The organism is Candidatus Saccharimonadia bacterium, assembly GCA_035544015.1.
In the GTDB taxonomy this organism is placed as follows: domain Bacteria; phylum Patescibacteriota; class Saccharimonadia; order UBA4664; family UBA4664; genus UBA5169.
Window position 1 is genome coordinate 1 of sequence record DATKIP010000082.1, and the last position, 25544, is coordinate 25544.

At 61.3% G+C, this 25544-nt stretch carries 26 protein-coding genes and 1 tRNA gene; 5 read left to right on the top strand and 22 right to left on the bottom strand.

Annotated elements, in window-relative coordinates; all coding sequences use genetic code 11:
• The first annotated feature begins 347 nt into the window (after positions 1 to 347).
• The 3 genes from VMT30_05485 (at position 348) to VMT30_05495 (ending at position 3718) form a co-directional block, all read left to right on the top strand.
• Positions 348 to 569: a DUF397 domain-containing protein gene (locus tag VMT30_05485; GenBank protein ID HVQ44389.1), complete on the top strand. Its 222-nt coding sequence runs from the start codon at positions 348 to 350 to the stop codon at positions 567 to 569.
• Between the two features lie 128 nt (positions 570 to 697).
• Positions 698 to 2173, top strand: coding sequence for a glycogen/starch synthase (locus VMT30_05490; protein HVQ44390.1), 1476 nt, complete (start codon positions 698 to 700; stop codon positions 2171 to 2173).
• Positions 2174 to 2224: 51 nt separating this feature from the next.
• Positions 2225 to 3718, top strand: coding sequence for a hypothetical protein (locus tag VMT30_05495; GenBank protein ID HVQ44391.1), 1494 nt, complete (start codon positions 2225 to 2227; stop codon positions 3716 to 3718).
• Here VMT30_05495 and VMT30_05500 read toward each other — a convergent pair.
• Positions 3715 to 4290, bottom strand: a complete 576-nt coding sequence (locus VMT30_05500) for an HAD-IA family hydrolase (GenBank protein HVQ44392.1) — start codon at positions 4288 to 4290, stop codon at positions 3715 to 3717. The genes VMT30_05495 and VMT30_05500 overlap by 4 nt on opposite strands.
• A gap of 30 nt (positions 4291 to 4320) precedes the next feature.
• Complete coding sequence (locus VMT30_05505) at positions 4321 to 5382, bottom strand: aminoglycoside phosphotransferase family protein (GenBank protein ID HVQ44393.1); 1062 nt, start codon at positions 5380 to 5382, stop codon at positions 4321 to 4323.
• A 42-nt stretch (positions 5383 to 5424) separates the two neighbouring features.
• Between VMT30_05505 and glgP the strand changes: the two genes are divergently transcribed.
• Complete coding sequence (gene glgP / locus VMT30_05510; protein HVQ44394.1) at positions 5425 to 7077, top strand: alpha-glucan family phosphorylase; 1653 nt, start codon at positions 5425 to 5427, stop codon at positions 7075 to 7077.
• On the opposite strand, the gene ruvC is transcribed toward glgP, so the two are convergent.
• The 18 genes from ruvC to dnaK form a co-directional block, all read right to left on the bottom strand.
• On the bottom strand, positions 7028 to 7522 hold the full coding sequence (gene ruvC / locus VMT30_05515; protein HVQ44395.1) for a crossover junction endodeoxyribonuclease RuvC: 495 nt from the start codon (positions 7520 to 7522) through the stop codon (positions 7028 to 7030). The two genes, glgP and ruvC, sit on opposite strands and share 50 nt — an antisense overlap.
• Positions 7523 to 7700: 178 nt before the next feature.
• Complete coding sequence (locus VMT30_05520; GenBank protein HVQ44396.1) at positions 7701 to 8939, bottom strand: hypothetical protein; 1239 nt, start codon at positions 8937 to 8939, stop codon at positions 7701 to 7703.
• On the bottom strand, positions 8936 to 9535 hold the full coding sequence (locus tag VMT30_05525; protein ID HVQ44397.1) for a hypothetical protein: 600 nt from the start codon (positions 9533 to 9535) through the stop codon (positions 8936 to 8938). The genes VMT30_05520 and VMT30_05525 overlap by 4 nt, the downstream gene beginning before the upstream one ends.
• Positions 9536 to 9767: 232 nt before the next feature.
• Complete coding sequence (locus VMT30_05530) at positions 9768 to 10244, bottom strand: NUDIX hydrolase (protein HVQ44398.1); 477 nt, start codon at positions 10242 to 10244, stop codon at positions 9768 to 9770.
• Positions 10241 to 11005: a YebC/PmpR family DNA-binding transcriptional regulator gene (locus VMT30_05535; protein ID HVQ44399.1), complete on the bottom strand. Its 765-nt coding sequence runs from the start codon at positions 11003 to 11005 to the stop codon at positions 10241 to 10243. The genes VMT30_05530 and VMT30_05535 overlap by 4 nt, the downstream gene beginning before the upstream one ends.
• Before the next feature lie 91 nt (positions 11006 to 11096).
• Complete coding sequence (locus VMT30_05540; protein ID HVQ44400.1) at positions 11097 to 11549, bottom strand: type II toxin-antitoxin system PemK/MazF family toxin; 453 nt, start codon at positions 11547 to 11549, stop codon at positions 11097 to 11099.
• Between the two features lie 44 nt (positions 11550 to 11593).
• Complete coding sequence (locus VMT30_05545; GenBank protein ID HVQ44401.1) at positions 11594 to 13015, bottom strand: ComEC/Rec2 family competence protein; 1422 nt, start codon at positions 13013 to 13015, stop codon at positions 11594 to 11596.
• Between the two features lie 50 nt (positions 13016 to 13065).
• Complete coding sequence (locus VMT30_05550) at positions 13066 to 13323, bottom strand: hypothetical protein (GenBank protein ID HVQ44402.1); 258 nt, start codon at positions 13321 to 13323, stop codon at positions 13066 to 13068.
• A 96-nt stretch (positions 13324 to 13419) separates the two neighbouring features.
• Complete coding sequence (locus VMT30_05555; GenBank protein ID HVQ44403.1) at positions 13420 to 15057, bottom strand: hypothetical protein; 1638 nt, start codon at positions 15055 to 15057, stop codon at positions 13420 to 13422.
• Positions 15058 to 15203: 146 nt separating this feature from the next.
• A complete protein-coding gene (locus tag VMT30_05560) occupies positions 15204 to 15638 on the bottom strand; it encodes a hypothetical protein (protein HVQ44404.1) in 435 nt (144 codons plus the stop codon).
• 269 nt (positions 15639 to 15907) lie between these two features.
• Positions 15908 to 15984: transfer RNA gene (locus tag VMT30_05565), tRNA-Lys, on the bottom strand.
• 50 nt (positions 15985 to 16034) lie between these two features.
• Entirely contained in the window at positions 16035 to 16520 is a 486-nt protein-coding gene (locus tag VMT30_05570) for a hypothetical protein (protein HVQ44405.1), read from the bottom strand.
• A gap of 32 nt (positions 16521 to 16552) precedes the next feature.
• A complete protein-coding gene (locus VMT30_05575) occupies positions 16553 to 17191 on the bottom strand; it encodes an NAD(P)H-binding protein (GenBank protein ID HVQ44406.1) in 639 nt (212 codons plus the stop codon).
• 250 nt (positions 17192 to 17441) lie between these two features.
• Positions 17442 to 17861, bottom strand: a complete 420-nt coding sequence (locus VMT30_05580; GenBank protein ID HVQ44407.1) for a hypothetical protein — start codon at positions 17859 to 17861, stop codon at positions 17442 to 17444.
• Between the two features lie 125 nt (positions 17862 to 17986).
• On the bottom strand, positions 17987 to 19114 hold the full coding sequence (gene dnaJ, locus VMT30_05585) for a molecular chaperone DnaJ (GenBank protein HVQ44408.1): 1128 nt from the start codon (positions 19112 to 19114) through the stop codon (positions 17987 to 17989).
• The gene (locus VMT30_05590) at positions 19098 to 19721 is read right to left on the bottom strand and encodes an NYN domain-containing protein (GenBank protein ID HVQ44409.1); all 624 of its coding nucleotides are present in this window, start codon (positions 19719 to 19721) and stop codon (positions 19098 to 19100) included. The genes dnaJ and VMT30_05590 overlap by 17 nt, the downstream gene beginning before the upstream one ends.
• A gap of 91 nt (positions 19722 to 19812) precedes the next feature.
• Positions 19813 to 20637, bottom strand: a complete 825-nt coding sequence (gene dinD / locus VMT30_05595; protein ID HVQ44410.1) for a DNA damage-inducible protein D — start codon at positions 20635 to 20637, stop codon at positions 19813 to 19815.
• Between the two features lie 271 nt (positions 20638 to 20908).
• Positions 20909 to 22855, bottom strand: a complete 1947-nt coding sequence (gene dnaK / locus VMT30_05600; GenBank protein HVQ44411.1) for a molecular chaperone DnaK — start codon at positions 22853 to 22855, stop codon at positions 20909 to 20911.
• 273 nt (positions 22856 to 23128) lie between these two features.
• Here dnaK and VMT30_05605 point away from each other — a divergent pair, with 273 nt between their 5' ends.
• Positions 23129 to 24337: a hypothetical protein gene (locus VMT30_05605; GenBank protein HVQ44412.1), complete on the top strand. Its 1209-nt coding sequence runs from the start codon at positions 23129 to 23131 to the stop codon at positions 24335 to 24337.
• Positions 24338 to 24437: 100 nt separating this feature from the next.
• Here VMT30_05605 and VMT30_05610 read toward each other — a convergent pair whose 3' ends face one another.
• Together VMT30_05610 and VMT30_05615 are read right to left on the bottom strand one after the other, a co-directional pair.
• Complete coding sequence (locus VMT30_05610) at positions 24438 to 25016, bottom strand: YdeI/OmpD-associated family protein (protein HVQ44413.1); 579 nt, start codon at positions 25014 to 25016, stop codon at positions 24438 to 24440.
• A gap of 53 nt (positions 25017 to 25069) precedes the next feature.
• A complete protein-coding gene (locus VMT30_05615) occupies positions 25070 to 25531 on the bottom strand; it encodes an Hsp20/alpha crystallin family protein (protein ID HVQ44414.1) in 462 nt (153 codons plus the stop codon).
• Positions 25532 to 25544 lie beyond the last annotated feature (13 nt).

Genomic DNA, 25544 nt, shown 5'->3' on the forward strand with positions numbered 1-25544 from the left:
TTGGGGCATGATGTGGTGTTGAATAATACGGGCACAGGACGGTATGATTTTTGGTGACGGCATTTTTGTTTCCTTCCCGAAACGTTTTGCCGTCATTTTTGTGCCTAAACGATGGTTATGTCAAAAGTGAGGGTGGGTCAGATCCCTCGTGGCTTGTGATGAGTGCCAGGTGGGTATGTAATGGAGATATCTTCGCTTAGCCGAGCGAAGATATCCTGTCCCGACGAGCGAGGGGAGCCTACTATGGCTACTACTGCTTCTCATCCGGCCCGGAGTCCCCCGGGCTAGCGCGCCATACTTGTGCGAGCCCTTCTTTGAGCGGCGGATGCCCACATCCACACTCAAAGATGGAGGCTCAAACCGTGGAACCGATTCGTGACAACGATGGTCTGCGCTGGCGCAAGTCCACCTACTCTGGAACCACTGAGTGCGTGGAAGTGGCGAAGGCCGCGGGCGGTGTCGTGCTCGTGCGCGACTCCAAGGACCCGCAAGGGCCCGCACTGGGCTTCAACGGCCCGGAATGGGCGGCCTTCTTGGCCGGGGTCAGGGGTGGCGAATTCGACGCCTGATCTAGCCTTCGGCTAGGAGCGGTACGGCGATGAGACCGAGGGTGCCGATCAGTTTGGCGCCCTCGGTCTCCCGAAGTTTTTGAGCTGAAATTTGTCGGCTAGCCTAGCTAGGGACTAAAATAAGGTTGATGAACATTCTGATGATAGCTGGCGAGGTTGCTCCTTATGCCAAAACGGGCGGCCTGGGGGAGGTAATGGCGGCGCTGCCCAAGGCGGTGCGGCGGCTGGGTCATGATGTGCGTGTGTTTATGCCGCGCTACGGCACGATTGACCGCCAAACGTATCCGCTCGTGCCGATCGGCAAGACGACGAATCTGGTGGTGGGCGGCGAAAAAACGCCGATTAGCTTCTCGGCTAGCATATTGGCGCAAGAGGTGCCGATTTATTTTTTGGAGTCGGCCGTGTACTTTCCGCCGGATCAGGCGACGATTTACGACTCTAAGCGCGGCAATTTGCCGTTTTATGCGTTTAATTTGAGTGTGTTTCGGCTGCTGGAGACGCTCGATTGGGTGCCGGATATCATTCATGTGCATGATTGGCACGCGGGACTGATACCCAACATTATCAAATACCTGCCGGCCAGTTCGCCGTTTGCGGGGATTGCGACGGTGGAGACGATTCACAACAGCGCGTATGTGGCGATTGCCGACCAGTGGGCGATTCCGGAGGCGGAGCGTGATTGTGGTGAGGGCCTGCCGCCAACGGATCTTTCGAAGGTGAAATATATTAACTTTTTGAAGCGGGGCATCGTCAATGCCGACATCGTGACCACCGTCAGTGAGCAGTATGCCAAAGAGCTCGTGATTCCGGGGACGAGCCATGGTCTGAGCGAGGCGCTGATCCCCCGCCTGCGGACGTTTTTTGGGATTCGCAACGGGGTGGATTATTCGTATTGGAACCCGATGTTTGACCACCACCTGCCGGTCAACTACGACTACGAGATTATGCACCGCAAGTACGACAACAAGCGCGCGCTGCAGCATCGGCTAAACCTGCCGATTTTGGATGTGCCCATTTTGGGCATGAATTCACGGATTACGGAGCAAAAAGGCTTTAGCCTAATTTTGAAAATTTTCGATAAGCTGATGGAAAAAGGGGTGCAGCTGGTGGTTGTAGGCGATGCTACCTCAGGGTCGTCATATGTGGAATTTTTGACCGAGAAAATGAAGCTGTATCCGAATCAGGTGTCGTTTCGACCGTATTCAGAAGAGCTGGGGAGCTTGGTGTACGCGGGGTCGGACATCTTTTTGATGCCGAGCCTGTTTGAGCCGAGCGGGCTGGGGCAGCTGGTGAGCCTGCGGTACGGCACGATCCCGGTGGTGCGGCGCACGGGGGGGCTGGCGGATACGATTTCGGATTACAATCCGCGCAACCACACCGGCAACGGCTTTGTGTTTGATGAATATACGGGCACGGCGCTGGCGGAGGCGATTTGGCGGGCTTTGGATTTGTGGGATCAGAAAGACAAATGGTGGAATTTGATGCAGCACGGTATGGCGCTGTCGTACTCGTGGGAGATTCCGGCCAAGAAGTATGTGCGGATTTATAAGGCGGCGCTGAAGGAGAAGGCGGGAGCGAGTTGGTCGATTCCGAAGCGGTGGTGAGGCGGGGTTCATTCTTTTTGGTACACTGGATTGGTAATTGGAAGCCGCCAGATGTTTTGGGCGCAAATTTTGCATTTTTATCAGCCGCACGGACAGAAGCGCGAGATTATCGACGCGATCGTGGCGCAATGTTATCGGCCGGTGGGCGAGGGAATTTTGGCGGAGCCGGCGGCGCGGCTGACGATTAACTTTACTGGCGTGCTACTCGATCAGCTGGCGGAATATGGCTACGACGACGTGATCGCGCTCTACGTGGAGGCGGCGCGGCGGGGGCAGGTGGAGTTTGTGGGGTCGGCCAAATATCACACGACTTTGCCGTTGCTGGAGCCGGGAGAGGCGCTGCGGCAGATTGAGATTAATGATGAGACGGCGCGGCGGCACCTGGGCGACGTGTATGGGCGGCGGGGGATTTTTTTGCCCGAGATGGCGTGGGCGCCGGAGCTGGCGCCGGTGCTAGAGCGCGCCGGGTTTGATTGGGTGCTGCTTGATGAGCTGGCCTGCGACGGCAAGATTGGCACGGTGGATTACGCGGCGGGCTACGCGATCGAGGGCACTGGCCTGCGGGCGCTGTTTCGCGAGCACCGGCTGAGCGCCAGCATTATGAGCGCCGGGCCGCGCGATGTGGCTGGGCTCAAGGAGGCGGCCGGGCCGGCACTGCACGAGCGGCGGATGATCGTGACGGCCATGGACGGCGAGACATTCGGTCACCACCGCGTGGGGCACGAGCAGCTGCTGTTTGGCATGTTTGCGGACCCCGAACTTAATCTGGTGCGGGCTAGCGATGTGATCGATGAATTTCCAGTGACGCGCACCGTGCCGACCGTGGCATGCACCTGGGCTTCGAGCGAGGATGACATCGAGCGCGGCCTTCAGTTTGTATCGTGGAACGACCCGAAAAACCCGATTCACCAGCTGCAATGGGAGCTCATGAATCTGGCAACCGCGGCCGTGCAGAGCGCCGATGCGGCGACGCCCGGCTCCGCCGTCGCCCGGCACAAGCTTGATCCGGCGCTGGCCTCGGACCAATTCTTTTGGGCGACGGCCAAGCCTTGGTGGATGATTGAGCACATTGAGGCGGGAGCCAATGCGCTACTCGATACGCTGGAGCACGTGCCGGCGGTGAGCCCGGAAACGGTGCAGCGCGGGCTGGATTTGTACCGGCAGATCTTGTGGCTGGCGTACGATTGGCAGCGCAATGGGACGGTGGACGCGCGGGCCGACGGCGACAGCGATACGGCGCGCATTCCGCTGCGCGAACGTACGCTGGAGCGGGGCGGCGAAGGCGCGGCGGTGTGGGCGGCATGTCTGGATTTGCTTGGCGACGAGGAGCGCAAGGCGGCCGCGAGCGGCGATTACGAGGCGGCGATTTTGTGGCGCGATGCGGCCTACAAACTAGTGCATAAGCTCGACATTTACGACGCTTGGTATGTGACTGATTTGCTCAAACACAAGCTGCCCAACGGCCGCATGCAGGAGGTCATCGACCGTTACCGGGCGGAGTACGATCATATTCGCGGCGGACAGGTGGAGCAGCGCAGCAATTAGCGGTCGATGCCGCGGGCGATCAGCTCGGCGCGCAGCTTGGTGAGGCCGTCGTAATGGATGCCGGCCAGCCCAGCGGCCTCGGCGCCGGCTACGTTGTACTCGCGATCATCGACGAGGAGGGCCTGCGCCGGTGACACTCCCAGGCGCTCCAAGGTTTGCTCAAAGATGCGGGGGTCCGGCTTGGTGGCGCCGGCTTCTTCGGAGCACAGCACCACATCAAACAGTCGGGCTAGCCGCTGCCGTACCACCTCGGCGTACAAGGCAGTGGTGGCGTTGGATAAAATAGCCGTTTTGAGGCCGCGGCGCCGCAGATGCCGGATGTATTCGACCAGTCCCTGGTGAGCCACCCCATGAATGACAAACTCGGATCGTACTGCGGCCTCGGGCAGGTCAGCGATTTTGGCGAGGCGGGCGAAGAATTCATCGCTGCTGAGGCCGGCATCTTGGTCTTGGCTGAGGGCCTCGATGTCGGCGGCGTGCGTGGCCTCGACGGCCGGGTGGCGCTGTAGCCAGGCCATGTACCGGTCGGTGGTGAGGACGCCGTAGTAGTCGAAGATAATTGCACTAATCATTGCCGGTATGGTAGCACAATCTGGCGCAGCCTAGGCATAATCTGGAGGCAGCTCGTCGAGTCGCTCGGTGCGGCTGCGCCGGACGAGCCCATAATACTGCCCGCCGCGCAGATCGGGGACGGGGGCTAGGGGGTCGGCGGCTAGCCGGATGATGTCTTGGGCCAGCAGGCGGTAGAGCGAGGGGCGCAAAATTGGCTCGGTGATACTGCCGCCGATGGCTAGTTTGGCCAGTTGATATAACCCGTAGAGCGGGAGATAAAATCGCAGCCGCACGAGCAAATCGTCGCCGAATTCCGCCTCGTGGGCCGCGGTGATCTGGCGCATGAGCGCCTGGAGCCGTGCGCCATGATTAGCCGCCGACCAGAAAAAGTTGCGGCTGGGAAAGGCGTTTTGGGAGAACCATACCTCGATGCGCAATTTGGCTATGTCTTCGGCAGCGTCGGCGCGACGAACCTCGTCCCAGTCGATGAGATAGGCTCCCGTGGGAGTGGCGATGATATTGGGCCACCAGAGATCGCCGTGAATGCGAGATTTTTTAACTCGAAAGGCCTCGGCGTGCTCATCGAGCAGGCGCTCAAGATCGCGAAAGAGCTGCTGGTATTGGGCTTGGTCGAGACCCAGCGCGGTCCATTGATCGAGCGCGATTTTGCACTGCCGGAGCCGATGCCGGAGGCTCGTCACCGAAACGCGCTGCTTAAACCGCACGCGATGCAGCTCAACCATTTGCTCGACCAACGCCTGCATGCGCGGCGGAGTAAGATCGGCCGACCGGAGCTGGTGGCCGGGGGGCATTTCGACAATAAAGAAATGGAAGATACTTCCCTCTTGTGGCTCCTCCCAGATGAAGAGCTGGCGGTCGGGCGGAGTGATTTTGCGCAAATGGCGCAGCTCTGCGTGCATGCGGGTCTTGGAGCTGTACACTTTGAGTACGTGGTAGACGCCGTCGATGGTAGCCGAAAACACGGTGGCATTATTGCCGACACCGAGCAAGCCGATGAGGCGCAGGCTCGACGGCATCAGGCCTTGGGCACGCAGGGTGGCCAGAAGTTCCTCGAGAATATGGGGAGATGTGAGTAACCGAGCTCGGTTCATAATAAACTACGCTATGATAATGTTAGTTGAACAAGGGTGCCCATGAATAAGCCTACCGTTGCCTATTTTTCGGCGGAATACGCCATCGCGGACGACATGCCGATCTATGCAGGAGGCCTGGGCGTGTTGGCGGCGGATATGGTGCTGGAGGCCGGAACCCAAGACTGCGAGTTTTATGCGGTAGGGCTAGTGTACCATTTAGCCTTCACCGGTGACGATCCGGATCAGCGGCCGATGACCGAGCGGTTGGCGAGCGACGGCTTTCAGGTGGCACGCGATAGCGCTGGTAAGCGATTGCTAGCCGAGGTGCTGGTGGCAGATCGCACGGTGGCGCTGCAGGCTTGGGTAAAGCGTTGGGGCCGCACGCAGCTGATTTTGCTCGACACCAACCTGAGTCAAAACGCGCCGGCCGACCGGGCGATCTGCGACCGGCTGTACGCGGCCGATCCGCAGCTGCAGCTGGCGCAGGAGATGTGTTTGGGATTTGGCGGGGTGCGGGTGCTGGAGCTGTTGGGGCTGACGCCCGAGGTGTACCATCTCAACGAGGGCCACACGGCCATGGCGGGCTTGGCGGTGGTGCTGCGGGAGCAGCGTGAGCGAGGTGAGGGCTTCGCGGCCGCGGTGGCGACGGTGCGGCCGCGGCTGGTGGGCACCAAGCACACGATTTTGGCCGGCGCCGGCATTTTGCTCGATTGGGGCAGCGTGGCACATCAGTTGGAGCCGACGCTCGCGGCGCATGGGGCGAGCATCGATGACCTGCGCGCGATGGCGGGCCTGCCGACCGGCGATTATTCTGACACCAAGCTGCTCATTGAGCTAACGCGGTTGGTCAACGGGGTGTCGGAGATCCACGTGGCCGAGGAGCTGGAGGCGCACCCGCAAAGCCGGCTCATTACCATTACCAACGGGGTGTTTCAGGGACGCTGGGCGGCGGCAAACTGGGGAGACGATCCGTTGGCGCTGGATGATGATGAATTATGGATGCGCCACACCGAAAATCGGCGGCGTTTATTTACCTTGATCCGCGAGCAGACGGGGGTGGAGCTGGATTCCGACGCGTTGACGGTAGTGTGGTCACGGCGGATGGCGGCCTATAAGCGGCCGGATTTGCTCGTGAGTGACATGAAGCGGCTGGCGGGGCTGGCCCACGATCCCGAGCGCCCAGTGCAGTTTGTGGTATCGGGACGCGCCAATCCGGCCGACGCGGTGGGCGTGGAGCTCATGCAGCGGGTGATCGCAACTTCCAAGCAGGCCCGGCTGGCGGGTCGGTTTGCGTATGTGCCGCGATTTAATCCGGTGACGGCCAAGATCATGGTACGCGGCGCCGATGTGTGGCTCAACACGCCGATCCGGGGGTACGAGGCCTGCGGAACCTCGGGCATGAAGGCTAGCATGAACGGCGCGCTGCAGTTTTCGACCTCGGACGGCTGGCTCGACGAGGTGAAGATCGGGCCGATCGGGTGGCGCCTGCCGGTGGATAACCCGGCCGCGGAACTCTACGCACGGCTGGAGCAGGAGATCGCGCCACTGTTTTACGAGCGCGGCGAAGACGGATTGCCACATGCTTGGATCAGGATGATGCGCGCCAATATGAAACTGGTACTTGAACGTTTTACCGCCAAGCGCATGCTCGATGATTACTACGCTAAGCTGTACGAGCCGGAGGAATCAGCGAAATCTGATGTGCGTGAGTAATGGCTATGGCAAGCCCATCAGCGGCGTCGTCGGGCCGGGGAATCTGTGGTAATTTGAGCAACGTTTTGACCATTTCCTGAATTTGCGGTTTTTTGGCGCCGCCGTAGCCAGTGGTGGCTTGTTTGATTTGCATGGGGGTGTATTCGGCGGGGATGAGCCCGGCCTCGGCGAGCGTGAGCAAAATGACGCCGCGCGCCTGGCCGACGGTGATGGCGGTGGTGACGTTGGTGGCAAAAAATAGTTGCTCCACCGCGGCTTGCTGCGGTTTGGTCTCGGCGATCACCTGCGCCAACTCGGTGTGAAGCGTGATGAGGCGCTCGGGCATGGGCTGGCCCGGAGGCGTGGTGATGACGCCGGCGTCGACGAAGGTGAGCCGGCCGTGATCGTGCTCGATGATGCCGAAGCCGGTGGTGGCAGTGCCGGGGTCGACGCCGATGATTCTCATGAGGTTATCTTAGCAGTTATCGAGGAGACGTTTGGTTTTGCTTCCGGGCAGGCACCATTTTGCTCAAAACGAACTCTTTCTCTTGGCTGGGTGGGGGCGTTGTTTTGTCAGGCGTTTTGGGCAAAATGGTGCCTGCCCTCTCGCCTATCCTATTCGTCTCACCGAGAACTTTGTCGCCTTAACGGCGGCGCTGGCGGAGGTAGACGGCAAGGCCGGCGGTCGAGGCGAAGGCGAACGCGATGAGCAGCAGCGTGAGGTTGGCGACTTCGCCGACCGCGGGGAGGGTGCTAGCGCCGAGGACCGAGCCGGTGGTGGGAGTTGGGGTCGGGGTGGCACTAGCACCGAGCACAATGCCGGCAGGTGCAGGGCTTGGGGTGGCGCTGGGAGTCGGGCTGGGGCTCACGGACGGCGATGGGCTAGGCGAGGGCGTGGGGTCTTGGACGACGGGCAGAGCGCCGGCGTAGATCTTCGCCGGCCAGGTGGCGCCGGCCAGAGCCGTGACGGCGGGCGTGGTGTCGAAGATATCGCCGACGCCGGGGGTGAACGACGAGGGGAACGAGCCGTCGGGTAGCTGTTGTGAGCTGAGGTAGCCTTGGGCGGCGGCGCCGGCGGTGGCATCGCCGAGGCCGAGGGCGTTGAGGGCGATGAGGGTCCAGGCCGAGCTAGAGACGTTGGAATCGGGACCAAAGGCGGGGTTAAACGGGAACCCACCGTCGGCGTGCTGCAAAGGCATCACGTAGCTCTGGGCGGCGGCGAGCGCGGTGGCGACAGCGGCGGTGCCGGCGCCGGACGCCTGGGCGGCGCGCAGGGCGGTGATGGCGGCGGCGGTGTCGTCGACGTCACTGCCGGTGGCGGGGCCGGTGGTGTAGGTGAAACCGCCGTCGGCGTGCTGGTACGAAAGTACGGCAGCGACCTCGTCGGCCAGCACCGGATCGGTATTGGGGACGCGGGCGGCGGCGAGCGCTATGAGGCCAAAAAAGTCGTCGTTGGTATCGGTGGCGCTGCCGAGCTGGTGGCCGGTGGCGAAACTTTTGAGCTTGGCGACGTAGTTGGTCCCGCCAAAGTCGTAGGGATTTTGGCCGTCGGCGGTGATGGCGATGATGCCGCGCGCCCAATCGTTGGGGGTGGCGGAGGCACCGGGCACATGGCCGGCGAGGTACGCGCGCAGGCTGGTGCCGCCGGCGGTTTGCACGGTGCCGAGGTCGCGACCGGCGGCGGCGAGCGCTACGGCCGACCAATCGGTGTCGCCGGCGGGCGCATTGCCGATGTGACCGTCGGCGGCCTGCAGGCCGGCGAGGTAGGCGCCGCCGTTATCGACGGCCGTCTGGTTGGCAGCGTTTACGGCAAAGGCGAACGGGGACAGGGCGAAGGTGAGGGCGGCGGACAAAACGGCTGATCTGACGAGTACTGCTTTCACTGGTATCTCCACGTTACGTTATCGTTTGGTTGGGGGCTAACTAGCGAACAACCTTTCGGTGATACCCCATTTAATTTCACCGTCCAGTTGTTCGCGTAGGAATTGATTTGGCGCACGTAGGCGCTGTGCAAGGTGGCTAGGTAGGAGTAATCGATGTCGACGAAGCTGATTTTGCCCTCGTTTTTGGCCTGAATGAGCACGCTGCAGGCATCGGTGCCGGGCAGAAGCCGCACGGTGTAGTGGAACGTGCCGTCGGGATCAATGAGGGTGAGCGTGATGGTGTCGGCGGCAAGCGTAGGCGCGGGAGTGGCGGCCGGCGCAGCTGGTTGAGCCGCCAGCTTGGCGACGGGCGCCGAGCTGGCAGACGGGGCCTGCGTGGCCGCACCGGCGACGGCGGGCTGGCTGGTGGCGGCCGGCGCGACGACGGGGGCCGGCGTGACCGCGCTGGTGGCCGCCGGCGTGGCGCGCGTCGCGTTGGCTACTTCGGCGGCGCGGTGCGGCGCCTGAGCCAAAACCGCCGCGCCGGCTACCAGCACGGCCCCCGCGGCGAACGTGAGTATGGTAGTAAGTTTAATTTTTGGTCTACGCAGAGCCATAAAATCCCCTTATCGAACAGCCGACGGCAAAAGGGGCGAGCAGTAAAAAAGCTTCTCGCGGGGAGAAGCTTGGTACCTAAACTAAGCCACTCTCTCCTTTGATCCGAAGGATAAGTGAACGACCTGAGGTTTGGTCCGGCTTTACGGTAGCGGTACTGCTCTGAATCTCACAGATGCTTGCCTCAGGCGAACGAATTGTTAAATCTCTCGGGCACGGACGGTATGACTGATCTTAGGATTGGCTTGGGGCGGTGTCAAGCCTTGACAGGTACCCGAGCTTGGTGAAGTACTCGATGGACGGCGGGGGTAATTTGTGGTGTTTGAGCTCATCTGGTTTTACCCATTTGAGGGTGGGGAGTTCGGCCGAAGGTTGGACCGGAATTTTGGCGGCGGGGAGCGGAATGTCGACGCGGAAGTTGATGAATTTCATTTTTACATTCACGCGCTCGCCGGTTTCGAGTGTTTTGGGGGAAGTATGGTCGGAGGGGGCTTCGAGCGGGGTAATGGGATACGCACCGATCTTGAGCCCAACTTCCTCGAGGACCTCGCGGTGAAGAGCCTCAAGGGTGGTCTCGCCCGGTTCAACGCCGCCGCCGGGGATGAGCCACGAGCCGTCGGCGTAGACAGCGCCCGAGGCGGGGTCTTTTTGCCCGAGCAAAATTTTGCCGTCCGCCGAGATGATGAGCGCGCCGACGATATCGCGGTTCACCCGGCGAGCTGCTCCATTACGGCCGCTGAGATGTCGAAGTTGGCGTAGGTATTCGTAACGTCGTCGAGCTCGTCGAGGGCGTCCATGAGGCGCACAAGCTTGCGAGCGGCGGCTTCGTCGGTGATTTCGACGGTGGTGCCTGGCTCGAATGACAATTCGGCTTTTTCGGGCTGGTAGTTTTTGGCGGCGAGGGCCTTACGAACGGCGTCGAGCTCGGTGGGCTTGGTGTAGACGATGAGCTGGCCCTCCCCCGCCTCGGCGGATCTTCGACCCTCTTCCACGTCCTCGGCGCCGGCTTCGATGGCGTCCATGGTGGCGGCCTCGAGATCGGCGGCAGGAATTACGATAACCCCGCGCTGGCTAAATTGGTACGCCACCGAGCCGGGCGTGCCGAGGCTGCCGCCGTGCTTGCTGAAGGCGCTGCGGACCTCGGGGGCGGTGCGGTTGCGGTTGTCGGTGGCGGTTTCCACGATGATGGCGGCACCACCGGGGCCGTAGCCCTCGTAGGTGATTTCCTCGAAGGTGCCGGCGTCGTCTTGGCCCGAGCCGCGCTTGATGGCGCGCTCGATGTTGGCGTTGGGTACGCCCGATTTGCGCGCGAGGTCGACGGCCAGGCGGAGTTTGAAGTTGGAGTCGGGGTCGGCGCCGGCACGGGCGGCTACGGAAATGAGGTTGGCAAATTTGGTAAAGCTGGCGCCGCGGCGGGCGTCTTTGATGCCTTTTTGGTGCTTAATGGAAGCCCATTTGGAGTGTCCGGACATGGGATAGTTCTCGTTTACGGATAGAATTCGGCTTGTATTATACCATTTTTGAGGGTGGTTGACAGATGGGCAGGGGTGCTTATACTGAGAGTTACAAATAGGCAATGCCCCGCCCCCCGTTATCTTCCCAGAGGCGGGGGGAGAACTTTTTGGGGCCGGCAATAAGAGTTGCTGTGCGGTGGCGAATAATTCCGAGGTCGGCGTCGCTGACGCGGCCGGCCAGGTTGATGAGACGACGCGCGTCGAGGGCGCGGACCTGTGAAATGAGCGCGGTCGTGAATTGGGGAGACGACTGAAACCCATAATAATGGCGGCCGATGTGCGGTTGGGTCGATAGCGGGACGCCGAGAAAAAAGCGGTAATTGAACTTGCGTAGAATAAGCACGGGCCGGGAAAAGTCGACGTTTTTGCCATTTTCCTCAAAGCCGATATTGAGGCCGAGGGCAGTCCACCAAACTTCTTGTTCGTAAAAATATTGCGTGCTCTGCCGCCCTTGAAGGAGGGTCTTTTGATCATGCCAGGCGATGTAATCCTTGACGTCCATGCCGATATGCTACCGAACTAAAAGCGAACACACAAGCTCAGACATTATGCCTGGACGGGCTCGAGGAGGTGAGAGGACGGCGCCTCGGCATGGCCGCGACGGGTGTTGATGCGCTTGAGGGCTACGGTACCAGCCAGAATGAGCGCGTACATGGCCAGCATTCCGGCCAGGCTGATGTGCTCGGTGCGGCCGGCCCAGGGTAGGGCGGCGAATTGGTCGATGACCTTGGTGATGAAACCGAGCACCAGCATGGCCGGCCAGGCAAACCAACCCGCAAAGGCGGGCACGAACATGCCCGCCAAACCGGCCGCAAAGCTCACGGCCATGGCCAGCGGTACAAGCGGTAGGATGAGGACGTTGGAGAGCGGCGCGACGATGGAGAGCTGGCCGAACATCCATAAAATGAGCGGCAAGGTGAGGATGTGGGCCACGAACGACTCAATGAACAGCCGGACGATGACCGACCGCGGGTGGTGCAAGCGCGCTTCGACAGCCGGCGCCACCACCAAGATGCCGAAGAATGCCAAAAACGAGAGTAGCCAGCCGAGGTCGGTGAGGTAGCCGGGATCGAAGGCGGCGGTAATGCCGGCCGCGACGAGAATGAGGGCGAGCGGGTTGAAGCGACGGCCGTAAAACGAGGCCAGCAGCGAGAGCACGGCCACCAGACTGGCACGCACAATACTCGCGGAGGCGCCGGTGACAATGAGGAAGCCGGCGATGAGCCACAGCGAGGTCACCAGCGCCACGCCGCGGCCCGCGCGCTTGAGGGCCCGGTCGACGGCAGCGACGATGATGGTGAGGTTGTAGCCGGAGACGGCCACGAGGTGCGACAGGCCCACGAGCGTGAGCTCGGTTTGCATGGGCTTGGGTATGAGGGCGCGGATGCCCACGAGCAGGCCGAGGCCAAATGATGACAGCGGCTCGGGTAAGGCGGTTTTGACGCCGGTGAAAAAGCGCTGGCGGGTCTGCTCGAGCGGGTCTTGGTAGGTGGACAGCACTTCAAGCTTGGGGAAGCCGAGCGAGGCCACCGCCGTGCCAAAGCCGGCTTTTACCGGGCCGGTGAGGCGCACCCGGTAGCCCCGCTGGAGCCGCACCGGATACTGGTGCACGCTGAGGCTGCCGGGCAGGTGGCGGCCATCCACGGTGAGGTCCGAGAGCTTGAAGTCGACCTGGCCGGTGGTGCCGGTGCTGGGATCGTCGGCGACCGATCCGGTGACCGTGATGGTGTGGCCGATGAGGTTGGCGAGCTGGTGGCGGCCATCGGCCCACGCGGTGGCACGCCACAGGCCGAAGGCGGCCAGGGCGAGCAGGAGGCACGTGAATGCCAGGCGCGTGCGGCGGGCAAACAGGGCGGCGGCCAGGGCGAGCGCCAGCAGCTCGGGCCCGGCCTGGAGCCCGGCGCGCCCCAACGCCGCGCCGACGACGAGCGCGGCGAAACTGAGGCTGATCTGGGTAGTGCGACGCATGGGGCGATTATGTGCGAACTAAAAGCGAACATCAAGCATGAGCGGCGAAATTATTCGGCCGGCTTGGCTCGACGATTGGCCCGAATGCGCAGCACCAGCCCCAGGATCAGCATGAGCGGCGCTGCTCCGAGCAGGATCAGGGCGCCGAGGTTGATAAGATCCCAATAGGCGTAGGGCTGGCAGTCGTTTTTTGAGGAGACGCAGCGGCCCAAAAGATCATACATGTAGCTAATGTTGGCCGCCAAAATAACGATAGCCAAGGCGGCTACCATGCCCGAGGCCACGAGGGTTTTGTTCGCAATGGTCATTTGATGCCAGTATAGCAAACCACTTTTATAACTCGTCACGAGAAGAGCCCCCGGCGCGAGGCCAAGGGCCTTCCCGCTGGGGGCTACTTGTCATGGTTACTGCGACAGAGCACCGGCGATGGAATTGGCCGAAACCAGCGTCCAGGTCGCGCCGATCGATCCATCCTTCACATACAGGCTGCCTCCGCCCCAGACATCGACACGCGTATCCGAGACGCTGAAGCCATCGGCACCGCCGGACACCATTGTCCAGCTTGCGCCGATGGCGCCTTCCTTGACGCTGAGGTAGCCATCACCGTCAAGCACCGCGATGCGCTTGGGTGACATGTCGAAGTCGATGACGTTGGTGGAGACGGTCGTCCACCCGGCCCCGAGGGGTCCTTCCTTGATGGACAGGTCGTTTCCGAAGAGAGCGCCCACCCGGTTGTCGGTCACCCGGAAGGCGCTGACGTTCGTTCCTACGGTGACCCAGGGGGCATTCATTGCCCCCTCCTTGATGGCGAGGGTTGACCCTTGCAGGATCGCGATGCGGTTGAGAGAGAGCCCGAACTGGTCGACACCCGTCGCTACCTGCGTCCAGACAGCGCCGATCGCCCCCTCCTTGATCCACAGCGTGTGGCTGCTGTCGAGGCTGGCCACGCGCGGGGGCTGAGGCCCCTGCACCGGCTTGCAGCTCGGAAGCTGCGTATTGACGCTACCCGAGCCCGTATTGATGGCATAGGCGCAGACCTCATGTGCGCCGCTCCCGATGGCGTACTGGGCTTCGTAGCCGTGATTGTTGCCGTAGCCGGGGTAGGCCGCCCCGATGTCGGGGCGCGACATGTTGGCCGTGGTTGCACCAGCGTAGGCTCCGTCGATGTAGATGTGCACGGTGATTGAGCTCGTCGTATCGGGGTCGATGGCCCAGCCGCGGACACGAACCTTGGCTTGGTCGGCTACCGACCCGGCCTCATCGAGGCTGCCAAACGGGTTGCTGGAGGGGGCCGGCGCTGGTGATGGCGCAATGTCCGTTGACGGCGGCGTCGAGCTAGTTGGCGTTGCCGATGAGAACTCCCACCAACGATAGCCATCGAAGATGAGCGACACGTTGTTGTTGTAGGCATGGCTGAGATATACCCTCGTTTTGCCGAAGACACACTCAGCATCGCCCATGGATTGACGCCACAGAGCGCAGAACCCCTGCTCTGCGACGCTCGAAGCCCAGTAGCTTGGCACCCACTCGATTGAAACCCGTGGGCTTCCGTTGGCAGGAACCAGCGGTTGGTTGAAGATCACATCCGCGTGATACTCGGTCCCCGCCTGGAGGTCGGCTGCGCGGATGCGAGTCAAGCCAGGAGTGGCGTCGTTGAGCGCGTAGTCCATCGTAGCCACATCGTGAATGGCGCCCGGAATGTTGGTCGACACCGAGTAGCGGTCCCACTCTGACGGTGTGCTGAACCCGAAGATATGGAAGTCCAGCTCCAGGTAGGGCGACACGCATTCCAGCGAGTTGATCTGAGACTGCGTCATCTTGAAATCCAGCGTGGCGACGTAGTTGTCGCCCGAGATGTGCGTGGTCTGGAAGTAGCCCGTAGAGGGCCAGAACCGACCACAGTCCGCGAGATAGTGCTGATCTGCCGGCAACAGGAAGCTTGTGTCCGCCGCATGCGCAGCGGAGACCCCCATCACCGCGCCAGTGGCTGCGAATGTGGTGACGAGCATAAGCCTCGCCCACAGTCGCCTTGATCGATTCATGGTGGCCTTTCTGATCGGCTTGGACCGGGGATGTGAACGTACAAAAACAAGCACCTTGTGGATGCCTGTTCCATGCGGTTGCTATCGCTTTTTGGGCGAATGCTCAGCAATTATAGTTTTTCTACCTTATCTAAGCAAGAAACGAACTATTTGAAGTAACCCTCATCAAGCTGCAAAAAGTCACAGCCTAACTCAGTTACCGATTTGGATTCAGCCTCAAACAACTTGTGCAGACTCATTACAACGGCGTAGTAACGGGGGTCATTGGGGTCATCGCTGACGTAGGCAGAGTTTGTGCAATATTTGGTTTTCTCGTCAGACGATATCGCCCTCACTTCATCAACATGTATTTGTTGGGTAAAGCTGGGCATAGGGCTGACACTAGAATTCTTCTGCTCAAAGCTCAGTGCCTTCTTTGCAACTTCTTGTTTTGCACCCGTAAGTTTCTCAGTCCCATCGTGGCGGAACAGCGCGAAAGCGCCGCCAGCGGCGAGGGCAAGAGCCACCAAAGCAGCCGCACCGATAAGGATCATTGATTTTCGAGAGAACCTGCGATTGCGTTGACCTTGGCTTGCATTCATATGGCAATATTTTAGCATCAAAAACAAATTAAAAGGTAGCGGTATATGCGAGCGGCGCCTGACCAATAAACTTAATATCGTGCCGTGGGGCAGTGGCCATATAGGCGCTGGGGCGGATGAGGCGCTGGTTTTGGCTAACGGGCAACTTTGCCGCCTACGCCCCTATCCACTTCTGCGAGTCGAAGGACATGCGTGTGAAGCGGGAGATTCTCATGACATTATGTGAGAATTTTGCGTCGAAAGACTAAAAGCGGCACTAAATAATTCCTTGGAGGGCCCACTGGGACTCGAACCCAGGACACGCTGCTTAAAAGGCAGCTGCTCTAACCAACTGAGCTATGGGCCCATAGCTGTTAAACCGCTCAATAGTACCGGATTTGGGGCATTTTGGCAACGCTAGTGGCCTTTGTGCTCTTTGCCGTGCATGAAGCCCATTAGTAACGCGACGACCGGGAGTAGGCCGAGGATCCAGAGGTGAAACTGCTGGAGATTGAGCGCGAGGAAGGAATCGTTGTCGATGGCGGACATTTGGCTGGTGGGGAGCAGCTGCAGGGCGCTTGAGACGATGAGCGCGCCGGTGCATAGGCCCACGAGCAGGTTGGCGATGAAGGCGCCTTTGTCGTGGGCTTTTTTGTGCGCGATGCCGACAATCCCAAAGATAACGATGGGTAGGCCAAACAGGAGCCAGGCGACCTGATCGGCGCCGAGCATGGGCAGGTGCGGCGCCAAAGTGTCTTTTAATTGCCCGGCCAGCACGATGCCGACGTACACACTGAGAATGAGAATGCGCAGGCGCTGCTTGCCGGCCACAAGCCCGTAGAGCGCCGTGACGATGAGCACGGCGATAATGATAATGTTGGCGTTGAGGGCGGGCAGCTGCATGGGCGACGTTGACGCTTATGGTTGCCAGTATATCACTGGCGGCTGGCAACCATGGGCGCTTGACGCGACCACTTGCCGGCGGGGTCGGTGGCGGCGGCGACCATAAACCTGGCCACATCGGCGCGGCGGGCGGTGGTGAAGAGACCAATTTTGAGGTAACCAACGCGATAATGGTGCGTGGCCGCGCCGCCGGTCATGACGGGTGAGCGCACGAGGGTCCAATCGGCGGCGCTTTCGCGCATGAGGCGGGCATGCGCGGCGCCGTCGGCGTAGAGGCCGCCGGGCACGAGCTTGATGCCGGCGGTGACGAGGCGCGCGCCGAGGGTTGGCGCTGGGTCCCTGGGGTCGGACACGCCCTGGCCGGTGAGGCTGACGAAGCGCTGACCGGGCTGGAGGGCGGCGAGCACCGCGCGGGTGGCGGCGGTTTGAATGTCGGATTTGGCGAGCGATTTGTGGCCGAGGGCGCTGATGACAGCGTCTTGGCCCGCGAGGGCCTGGCGCATGACGTCGGGGTCTTTGAGATTGCCGGTGATGACGGTGAGGTGCGGGTGGGTTTGAGCAACTTTAGCGGGATTACGCACGAGCGCCGTGACGTCATGGCCGCGAGCAAGCGCTTCGGCCACTACGAGTCGGCCGACCTTGCCGGTGGCACCGAGGATGAGGAGATTCATAGTGGCATTATACGTTTTTGGGGTCATCTTTGCTGGTGAGCTTGATGATTTTTGCCCCTCCGGGTCATCTTTGCTGAGTGCAGAGCCAACCTAGGGTTTCAAGGTGATGCATTGAAAGCTTGGGTTGGCGACAGAGTAGATCGCCGGGGTCTGCGGTGGCGGCAGGGGAAAGAAATGGTGCCCGAGATACGGGTTCATTTCACCGGGCCGAAGCCCGTCCGTGCCGCCGAGGGCGGGTGGATGCGTCAGTTCATCCTGCGGCCATCGGGAGGACCCGATTGAGGATAGCCGCGGAGACGATCTCCACCTTCTCCTCCGGGGTCGCGGAGCGGCACAGACGGAGCCGAGCCGAGCGGTTGGAGATTTCCGTGGCCCACAGGGGCCAGCGGCCATGCTTTACCGTGACGGTCCAGGCTTCGTTGATGCTGGAATACGTCGCGGTGAAGCCGGAGCTCTGGCCCGTGCTCGAGTTGAGCTCGGCTGTCAGGCCGCGTGGGTTGAGGCCGTATTTCTCGATCAACTTCCGCGCCAGCTTGGTGACCTGGCGCTGGTCGTGGTGGCGCCCCAGGGCGGTGCCACGAATGACACGGCGCCCGGCCCAGCGAAAGGGCTGGGACAAGAAGACGCCGGCGAGGGCAGCGGCGAAGGCGACGACGACTTGCGGCGTCATTGGGGCTCCTTACACGAAGAGACGGGACGGAAGGTGGGAGCGAGACTACTCTGTCAGTGCCTCCAGAGGAGGACGGCATTCATACTACCATTATTCTTATGTTTTGTCAATGGCGGCGACGGACGTTAGCGCTTGAAGAAGCCTTTTTTGCCCGCGGTTGATTCGGCGGCGAACTCTTCGAGGAGCTGGCGTTGTTTGGCGGAGAGTTTGGTGGGGATGTCGACGGTGACGGTGACGAGGTGGTCGCCGCGTGATCGGCCGCCCAGTCCGGGCACACCGCGGCCGGAGAGCTTGAAGACCTTGCCGCTTTGGGTGCCGGCCGGAACTTTGAGCGTGACGGGGCCGTCGACGGTTTCAACGCTCACCTCGGTGCCGAGGGCAGCTTCGGTCATGGAAACGCCGGTGTCGGAGAGGATATCGCGGCCATCGCGCTCAAAGCGGCGGTCACGGCGAATGCGGATCTGGACGTAAAGGTCGCCGCGCGGGCCGCCGCCACGAGCCGCGGCGCCTTGGCCGGTGAGCCGCATGGTGGCGCCGTCGTCGACGCCGGCCGGGATTTTGATGCTGAGTTTCTTGGATCGGCGCAGCACCCCGGCGCCGCGGCAGACGCTGCAGGCCTTCTCGGGCACTTGGCCCCGGCCGGCGCAGGTGGGGCAGACGCTGGCCTGCTGCACGGCGCCCAGAATGGTCTGCTGCACACGCACCACCTGCCCCCGGCCTTTGCAGGTGTCGCAGGTCTTGAGCTTGGTGCCGGGCTCGGCGCCGCTCCCCGTGCAGTGCTCGCAGGCGTCGTCCATAGTGACGGTGACATCGGTCTCGGTGCCAAAAACAGCGTCGGCGAAATCGATGGTGACCGAGACCTCCAGGTCGCGGCCGCGCGCCGGGCCGCGAGTGGCTCCCCCGCCGCCGGCGCCGCCCATGAACTGGTTGAGGATGTCGGAGAAATCAAACCCGGCGCCGTTGAAGTCGAAGCCGCCAAAACCCTGGGCTCCACCGGCCTGGCCGCCTCCCGCGCCGCCGCCAAAGGGGTTGCCGCCGGCGCCGGCGTGGCCAAATTGGTCGTAGCCGGTCTTTTTTTGCGGGTCTTTGAGCGTGTCGTAGGCCTCGCCGATTTCTTTGAACTTGGCATCGTCGCCGCCGTGCTTGTCGGGGTGGTGCTCCATGGCCAGCTTGCGGTAGGCGCGCTTAATTTCCTCGGCCGTGGCCGATTTGCTCACTCCTAAAATGTCGTAATAATCACGCTTGGTCGCCATCGGGCTGGTTCTCTTTTTTTACCTTGTCGAATATCTTAATGAGTTGGCCGTCCTGATACGTTTGCCACTCGCCGGCCTGGCGGGCGAGGCCCCAGGTGAGCGAGTCGGCGGGCGCCAAAATTTTGACGCGGGCTCCCCGGCCTTTCACCACCTCCACGGCCGGCACGAGGTCGGCGTCGGAGCTCCAAATGACGAGGGTTTTGTCGGTTTCGGAATCGACGACGAGATCGACAGCCAGGCGCACGTCCACGCCCTTTTCGCGAAATATTGGCTCTCGAAAGCCACAATTCTTGCAGACATGCCCATCTTGCACGCGGAGTTTACCAGCCTTGATAATCTCAATTCCTTGATCCATGAGGTGATTGGTCCAAAGAGCTGTCCAGGCGATCATTTCTTGGCTGCGTTTTTCGAGTTCTTCGTCGTTTTTGGCGACCGAGAGGGTGGTGGTGTAGTACTTAACCTTGAGCTCGCGCGCGCCTACGAGCTGCTTGATGAGCTCCACGAGGTTGACGTTGAGGAGATCTTCGCGCGACTTGAGCCGCCCGGTGCGGCGCAGCACGTCCATGAGTTGGTGAACGACGTTTTCGCCGTCGAGATAAACGATCATGCGGCCTCCTGTATACAAAAGCCCCGCGAGGCTGGACTCCAAGCGGGGTGACTTGGATTAAGATTAACCTGATTAGGGCCGGGAGTCAACGTCATTCTTTGCCTTTTAATTCCTTTGGGGCTTTGCCCAGCCGGCGCTTGACCTTGCCGATATCTTCTTGAGCCGCGAGTGCTTCAGGTTTAATACTACGCTCTAGCAGCGCTTGGCGCACGGACCGGTTGTTTTGGTCGTGCTCGCGCTTGACGATTGGCTTGCCCTGGAGCTCGTTTTGGAGCGTGTTCACGCTGGTCATTTCGGTGGCGAGGTCCTTGGCTTTGAGGGTAATGGTTGGCAGGTAATCGGCCAGGGGTTTGGCCGAGGGGACGCCGTATTTGGACTTCATGTCCGCAGTGGAATGGCCGCCGAAGAGTTCTTGGTCGCCCGAAGAACGGATTTCGGCAATGCCTTTGCTATCGACGCCATGGGCATTGAGGACGCCGGAGAATTTCTTTTCGGTGGCCGTGAGGCGTTCGCGGGCTTCGACGCGCTTGACCTCGGCTTGGTGTTGGTCGGTGAGCTCCTGTTTGCGGGTCTGAGCGGCAAAGTACGTTTGGGCTTGGGCGATGGCTTTTTTACGCGGGTCGCCGTTTTGGGCGATGAGGTAGCAGGCGTAGCGGGTGAGTTTGTAATCGGTTACTTTGCGTTCTGCTCCACTGCCTGTCAATACCAATTTCGCGGCGCCGGGAAAATGGTCCTCTAGCGATGCCCCGGATGTCTGGGCCGCGATTATGGCACGCTTAATAGCGTTTTCAAACTTCTCCCAAGTGGTGTATTCGAGGAGAGGCATAAGCTCGCGCGCCGACCAAAACTCAACGTTGTTTTCGATGTGCTTGATCTCTTCAAAACTAGCTTGTGTGGCTTCGATTTGCTTGTCCAATGGTTATCCCCCTTGTCCGTTATTTATGCTCTCATTTTAACACGATTTGAGGCTAAAAGCGAACTAAAACCGATCACTTTATGGATTAGCTGGTCCACTTACTTCTGTCTACGTTCCCCGACTACTTCGCCCTCGATAATCCGACTCCCAATGACCGGCCCGCGGCCGCTCCGGGGACCACGTGCGGAACGAAGTGCGAACACCACGATAGCCACGAGGATGGCGGGAGCTATGAGAATGATGAGCAGAATAGCAAGGAGGACGCCCTGCATTACTTCTTGTCCGGGCCGCCCTCGTCGACGACTTCGCCCTCGACGGGGCCGTCGGCCGGCTTGTCGCTGGGCTTGCCGTCGGCCTCGGTGGCGCCGACTTCTTCCGGTGCGCCCTCGGTGCCGGGCTGGCCGGCGGGTTCAGCGGCGCCGGCGGCATACATGGCGGCGCCGACTTTTTGCATTTTCTCGCTCAGGTCACTAGCCAGCGATTCGAGCTTGGCCTTGTCGTCGGATTCGAGCTCGGCCTTGGCAGCGGTGATGGCTTCCTCGACGGCCTTTTTGTCTTCTTCGGGCGCTTTGTCGCCGGCGTCTTTGAGCGTCTTTTCGGCAGTGTAAACGAGGCTGTCAAGGTGGTTGCGGGCCTCGATGAGGTCCTTGCGGGCTTTGTCGGTCTCGGCGTTGGCCTCGGCTTCTTGCTGCATGCGTTTGACTTCGTCTTCGCTGAGGTTGCCGGAGTTTTGGATGGTGATGTGCTGGACTTTGCCCGTGCCTTTGTCCATGGCCTTCACGTTGACGATGCCGTTGGCGTCGATGTTGAACGTGACCTCAACCTGCGGGACGCCGCGCGGGGCGGGCGGGATGCCGTCGAGCACGAAGCGGCCGAGGGATTTGTTGTCCTGGGCAAACTCGCGCTCGCCTTGGAGGACGTTGATTTCGACCTGGGTCTGGGAATCGGCAGCGGTGGAGTAGACCTGGGATTTACTGGTGGGGATGGTGGTATTGCGCTCGATCATGCGCGTGGCAACGCCGCCCATGGTCTCGATGCTGAGGCTCAGCGGAGTGACGTCAAGCAGCAGCACGTCTTTGACGTCGCCGGCTAGCACGCCGCCCTGCACGGCGGCGCCGATGGCAACGACTTCGTCGGGGTTCACGCCCTGGAGGGGCTTCTTGCCAAAGAGTTCTTCGACCTTCTTCTGCACAGCCGGCATGCGGGTCATGCCGCCGACGAGCACGATTTCGTTGATGTCGCCCTTGCTGAGGCCCGCGTCTTTGAGCGCGGCTTCGCAGGGGCCGGCGGTCTTGGCGATGAGGTCGCCGACGAGCGATTCGAGCTTGGCGCGGGTCATGGCGTATTGGAAGTGCTTGGGGCCGGAGGCGTCGGCGGTGATGAAGGGCAGGTTGATTTCGGATTCGTTGGTGGTGCTCAGCTCAATCTTGGCCTTTTCGGCAGCTTCTTTGAGGCGCTGCACGGCGGCTTTGTCTTCTTTGAGGTCGATCCCCTGCTCGCGCTTAAATTCGTCTACGAGGTGGTTCATGATGACGAGATCGAAGTCGTCGCCGCCGAGGTGGGTGTCGCCGTTGGTGGATTTGACCTCAAACACCCCGTCGCCGAGCTCGAGGACCGAGACGTCGAAGGTGCCGCCACCGAGGTCGTAAACCACGATCTTCTCTTCTTTTTTCTTCTCCAGGCCGTAGGCGAGGGCGGCCGCGGTGGGCTCGTTGATGATGCGCTTCACTTCGAGGCCGGCGATTTTGCCCGCGTCTTTGGTGGCCTGGCGCTGGGCGTCGTCGAAGTAGGCGGGCACGGTGATGACGGCTTCGGTGACGGTGGTGCCGAGGAAGGCTTCGGCGTCGGCCTTGAGCTTGCTGAGAATCATGGCCGAGACTTCCTCGGGTGTATAGGACTTGTCTCCCATTTTGACCTTCACGCCGCCGGCGGCTTTTTCGATCTTGTAGGGCATGAGCTTAATGTCGCGCTGCACCTCGGGGTCTTCGAATTTGCGGCCGATGAGGCGCTTGACGCTGAAGATGGTGTTGTCGGGGTTGATGACGCCCTGGCGCTTGGCGACCTGGCCCACGAGGCGCTCGCCGTTTTTGGACATGGCTACCACACTCGGGGTGGTGCGGCCGCCCTCGGCGTTGGCGATGATGGTAGGCTGGCCGCCCTCCATCACGGACATGGCTGAGTTGGTGGTGCCGAGGTCGATTCCGATAATTTTACCCATAATTCTCCTTCTCAATTCGCGCGGGTGGCGTGTGATTTGCGATTATTTTAGCACTCCCCGGGTGGGGCTGCTGATACGTTCTCATATTAGGAAATTGGCACTCGGGTGTCAAGAGTGCTAATGAGTGGGGTGGGTGAACTTCAGACAATTTTGCGTATTGTTGCATTCTTTGCTAATTTGTTGTATAATTTCGCGGTCAGATTTTGGACCTGAATAACCTATACCGATCAGATCGCTTGTTTGCGGCCATGCCGCCCGACCGAGGAGTGATCAATGGACACCAACACGACCACCAGCACCACCGACGAGGCCATTCGTGCCCACTTGCGCGAGTGCAAGCACATTACCGAGGAAGTAGTGCGCTACGCGCTCACCGAGGGCGGTAGCGTCGACCTGCTCGCCAACCGGCTGCTGATGAACTGGTTCGTCTACAGGCAAGGTGCCGACGACAACCCCCGCGTCGAGAAGACCCACCTGTACGCCCAGTTGGCGCGGGAGGTGCGCGGTGACGACTTCGCGCGCGGCCTCGTGCGGCGACTGTGCTGCACGGAGAGCTACGCCGACCGGTACCACCGGATCACCTTCTGGATGGACCCGGCGGCGCAGGACCTGTTCGGCAGCGAGAACAATGTGGCCTACGAAATGGCCATCGCGCTGGCGCGTCTGGACCCGGGCGACGTCATCAGCCACCACCGCGAGACCCTCGCGGCCTGGTTCGCCCGCGTCAGCATGGGCGCGATGGGGCCAGGCTGGGTCGATCTCGTGCTGCGCGAGGCGGCCAGCCATTTGCGCTACATCGACGATGCGGCGCAGCTGGAAGCCGCCCTGGCGCTGCCGTGGGACAAGCTCCTGGCCGTGGCGGCGCGATGCGAGCCCAACGGGTGGAACCTCATCCTGATGGGCTATGCACTGGCGAGGGGCGGCAACCCGCAGCTGGTCGGGGCCATCGAGCGCTCCATCTCCCAGCAGCTCGAGAGCTACCCGCACCAGGCGCCGCTCGTGTGGCGCTGGGTGGCCGAAGGGTTCCGCCGCGAGGCGGAGAAGTCGCTGGAGGAGTACCCGGACACGGATCTCACGGTGGACGCGCTCTGGCGACTGCGGATGTACCGCAGCGCGTCGGGGCCCAGCTCGGTGCACCGCTTCGTCACTGCCCTGGGCTGGCAGATCGTCACCCTGGGCAAGGGGCTGCAGGCGACCGTCACCGTGCCCGGCCAGCGGCCGATCGTGTTCCGGCACGTCGCCACGGCGGAGGGCGACGAGGTGCTCCACGAGGGCGACGAGGTGCTCGTGAGCGTGAAGGCGCTCACCGAGGGCCGCACGCCCACCGTGACGCCGGCGGGCCGGATGTACCCGGTGGTACTCATGCCGGCGACACCGCCCACCGCGGAGATGCTCGCCGAGCGTCTCTACTTCTACGTCGGGCCGCGCTACCGGCGGTGGTGGCCCGGCATGGGGCCGCCCACGAGGGAGAGGGCGAAGTAGGTCTGACGAAGTCCCGGAGCCGCGCGAACCTGCGCGGCTCCGGGGTCAACCTGGCGACTCAATTTTTTGAGTCTTGAGGTTGATGTGATGCGGATCATTCCTATAACAACGTTTCGCCGCGAGCGAGCATGTCCACGAATTTAGTGATGCGGGCGGCGCGAGTTTCAGGGCGCTTGGCGTCTTGGATTCGGTACAGAATCGCGTAACGGTTGCTGCCGTTGATCGCGGCGAAGAAGGCTTTAGCTTTGGGATTGGCCTCAAGCGCGACGGCAAGGTCGTCCGGGACGGTGGCGGTGCTTTGGCTGGCATAGGCCTTGGCCCAGCGACCGTCCTGTTTGGCGACTTCGACTTGGGCGAGACCGGCCGGGTGCATTTTGCCGGCAGTGATGAGCTGCTCGGCTTTAGCGGCGTTTATCTCCGACCAGGCGCTTTTGGGCCGGCGGGGGGTGAATTTTTGGAGCCAAAAATGGTCGTCGAGAGCGTTTTTTTGACCGTCGATCCAGCCATAACAGAGGGCTATGTCGAGAGCCTGCGGGTAGGTTACGGATGGGGTATGTGAGGATTTTTTGGCTATTTTGAGCCATAATCCGCCGGAGGAGGCAGAATTCTTAGCCAGCCACTGCTCCCAGTCGACGGGAGTGGCAAAGGCGAGAATGGGGAGGTCTGGGTTGGTAGACATGGTTCTAGAATAACAAAAAGCCGCGGCGGCGGCTTTTTGCTTAGATCATGAGATTATTTTTCGCTCTTGTCGGCTTTTTTGCCACTCGACAGCTGCAGACGCTTGGGCTGCGGGGGCTCTTTGCGGTCGAAGGTGACGCACAGAACGCCGTTTTCGAACTTAGCATCGGCGGAGTCGGTGTCAATGTCTGAAGGCAGCATAAACTGGCGGTAGTAGCTCGACTGGGTGCTTTCGCGGCGCAGGTAGTTGCGGTCTTTTTTCTCGTCTTCGGAGCGGTGCTCGGCTTTGATCTCGAGGCGGTCCTGGTTGATTTGTACGTTTACATCATCGTCTTTGAAGTTGGGCAGGGCGGTTTCGACAACGAGCTTGCCGCCCTCTTCGTAGATGTCGGTGGCGGGTGCAGCGGGTAGGCCGGTGCCGACACCGGTGAGACTGCGGCTGACGAGCCGGTTCATGTGGTCGGTCATGTCGTCGAGCTCGCGGAACGGGTCCCAAGTGATGAGTGAATTGGCCATAATAGTACCTCCT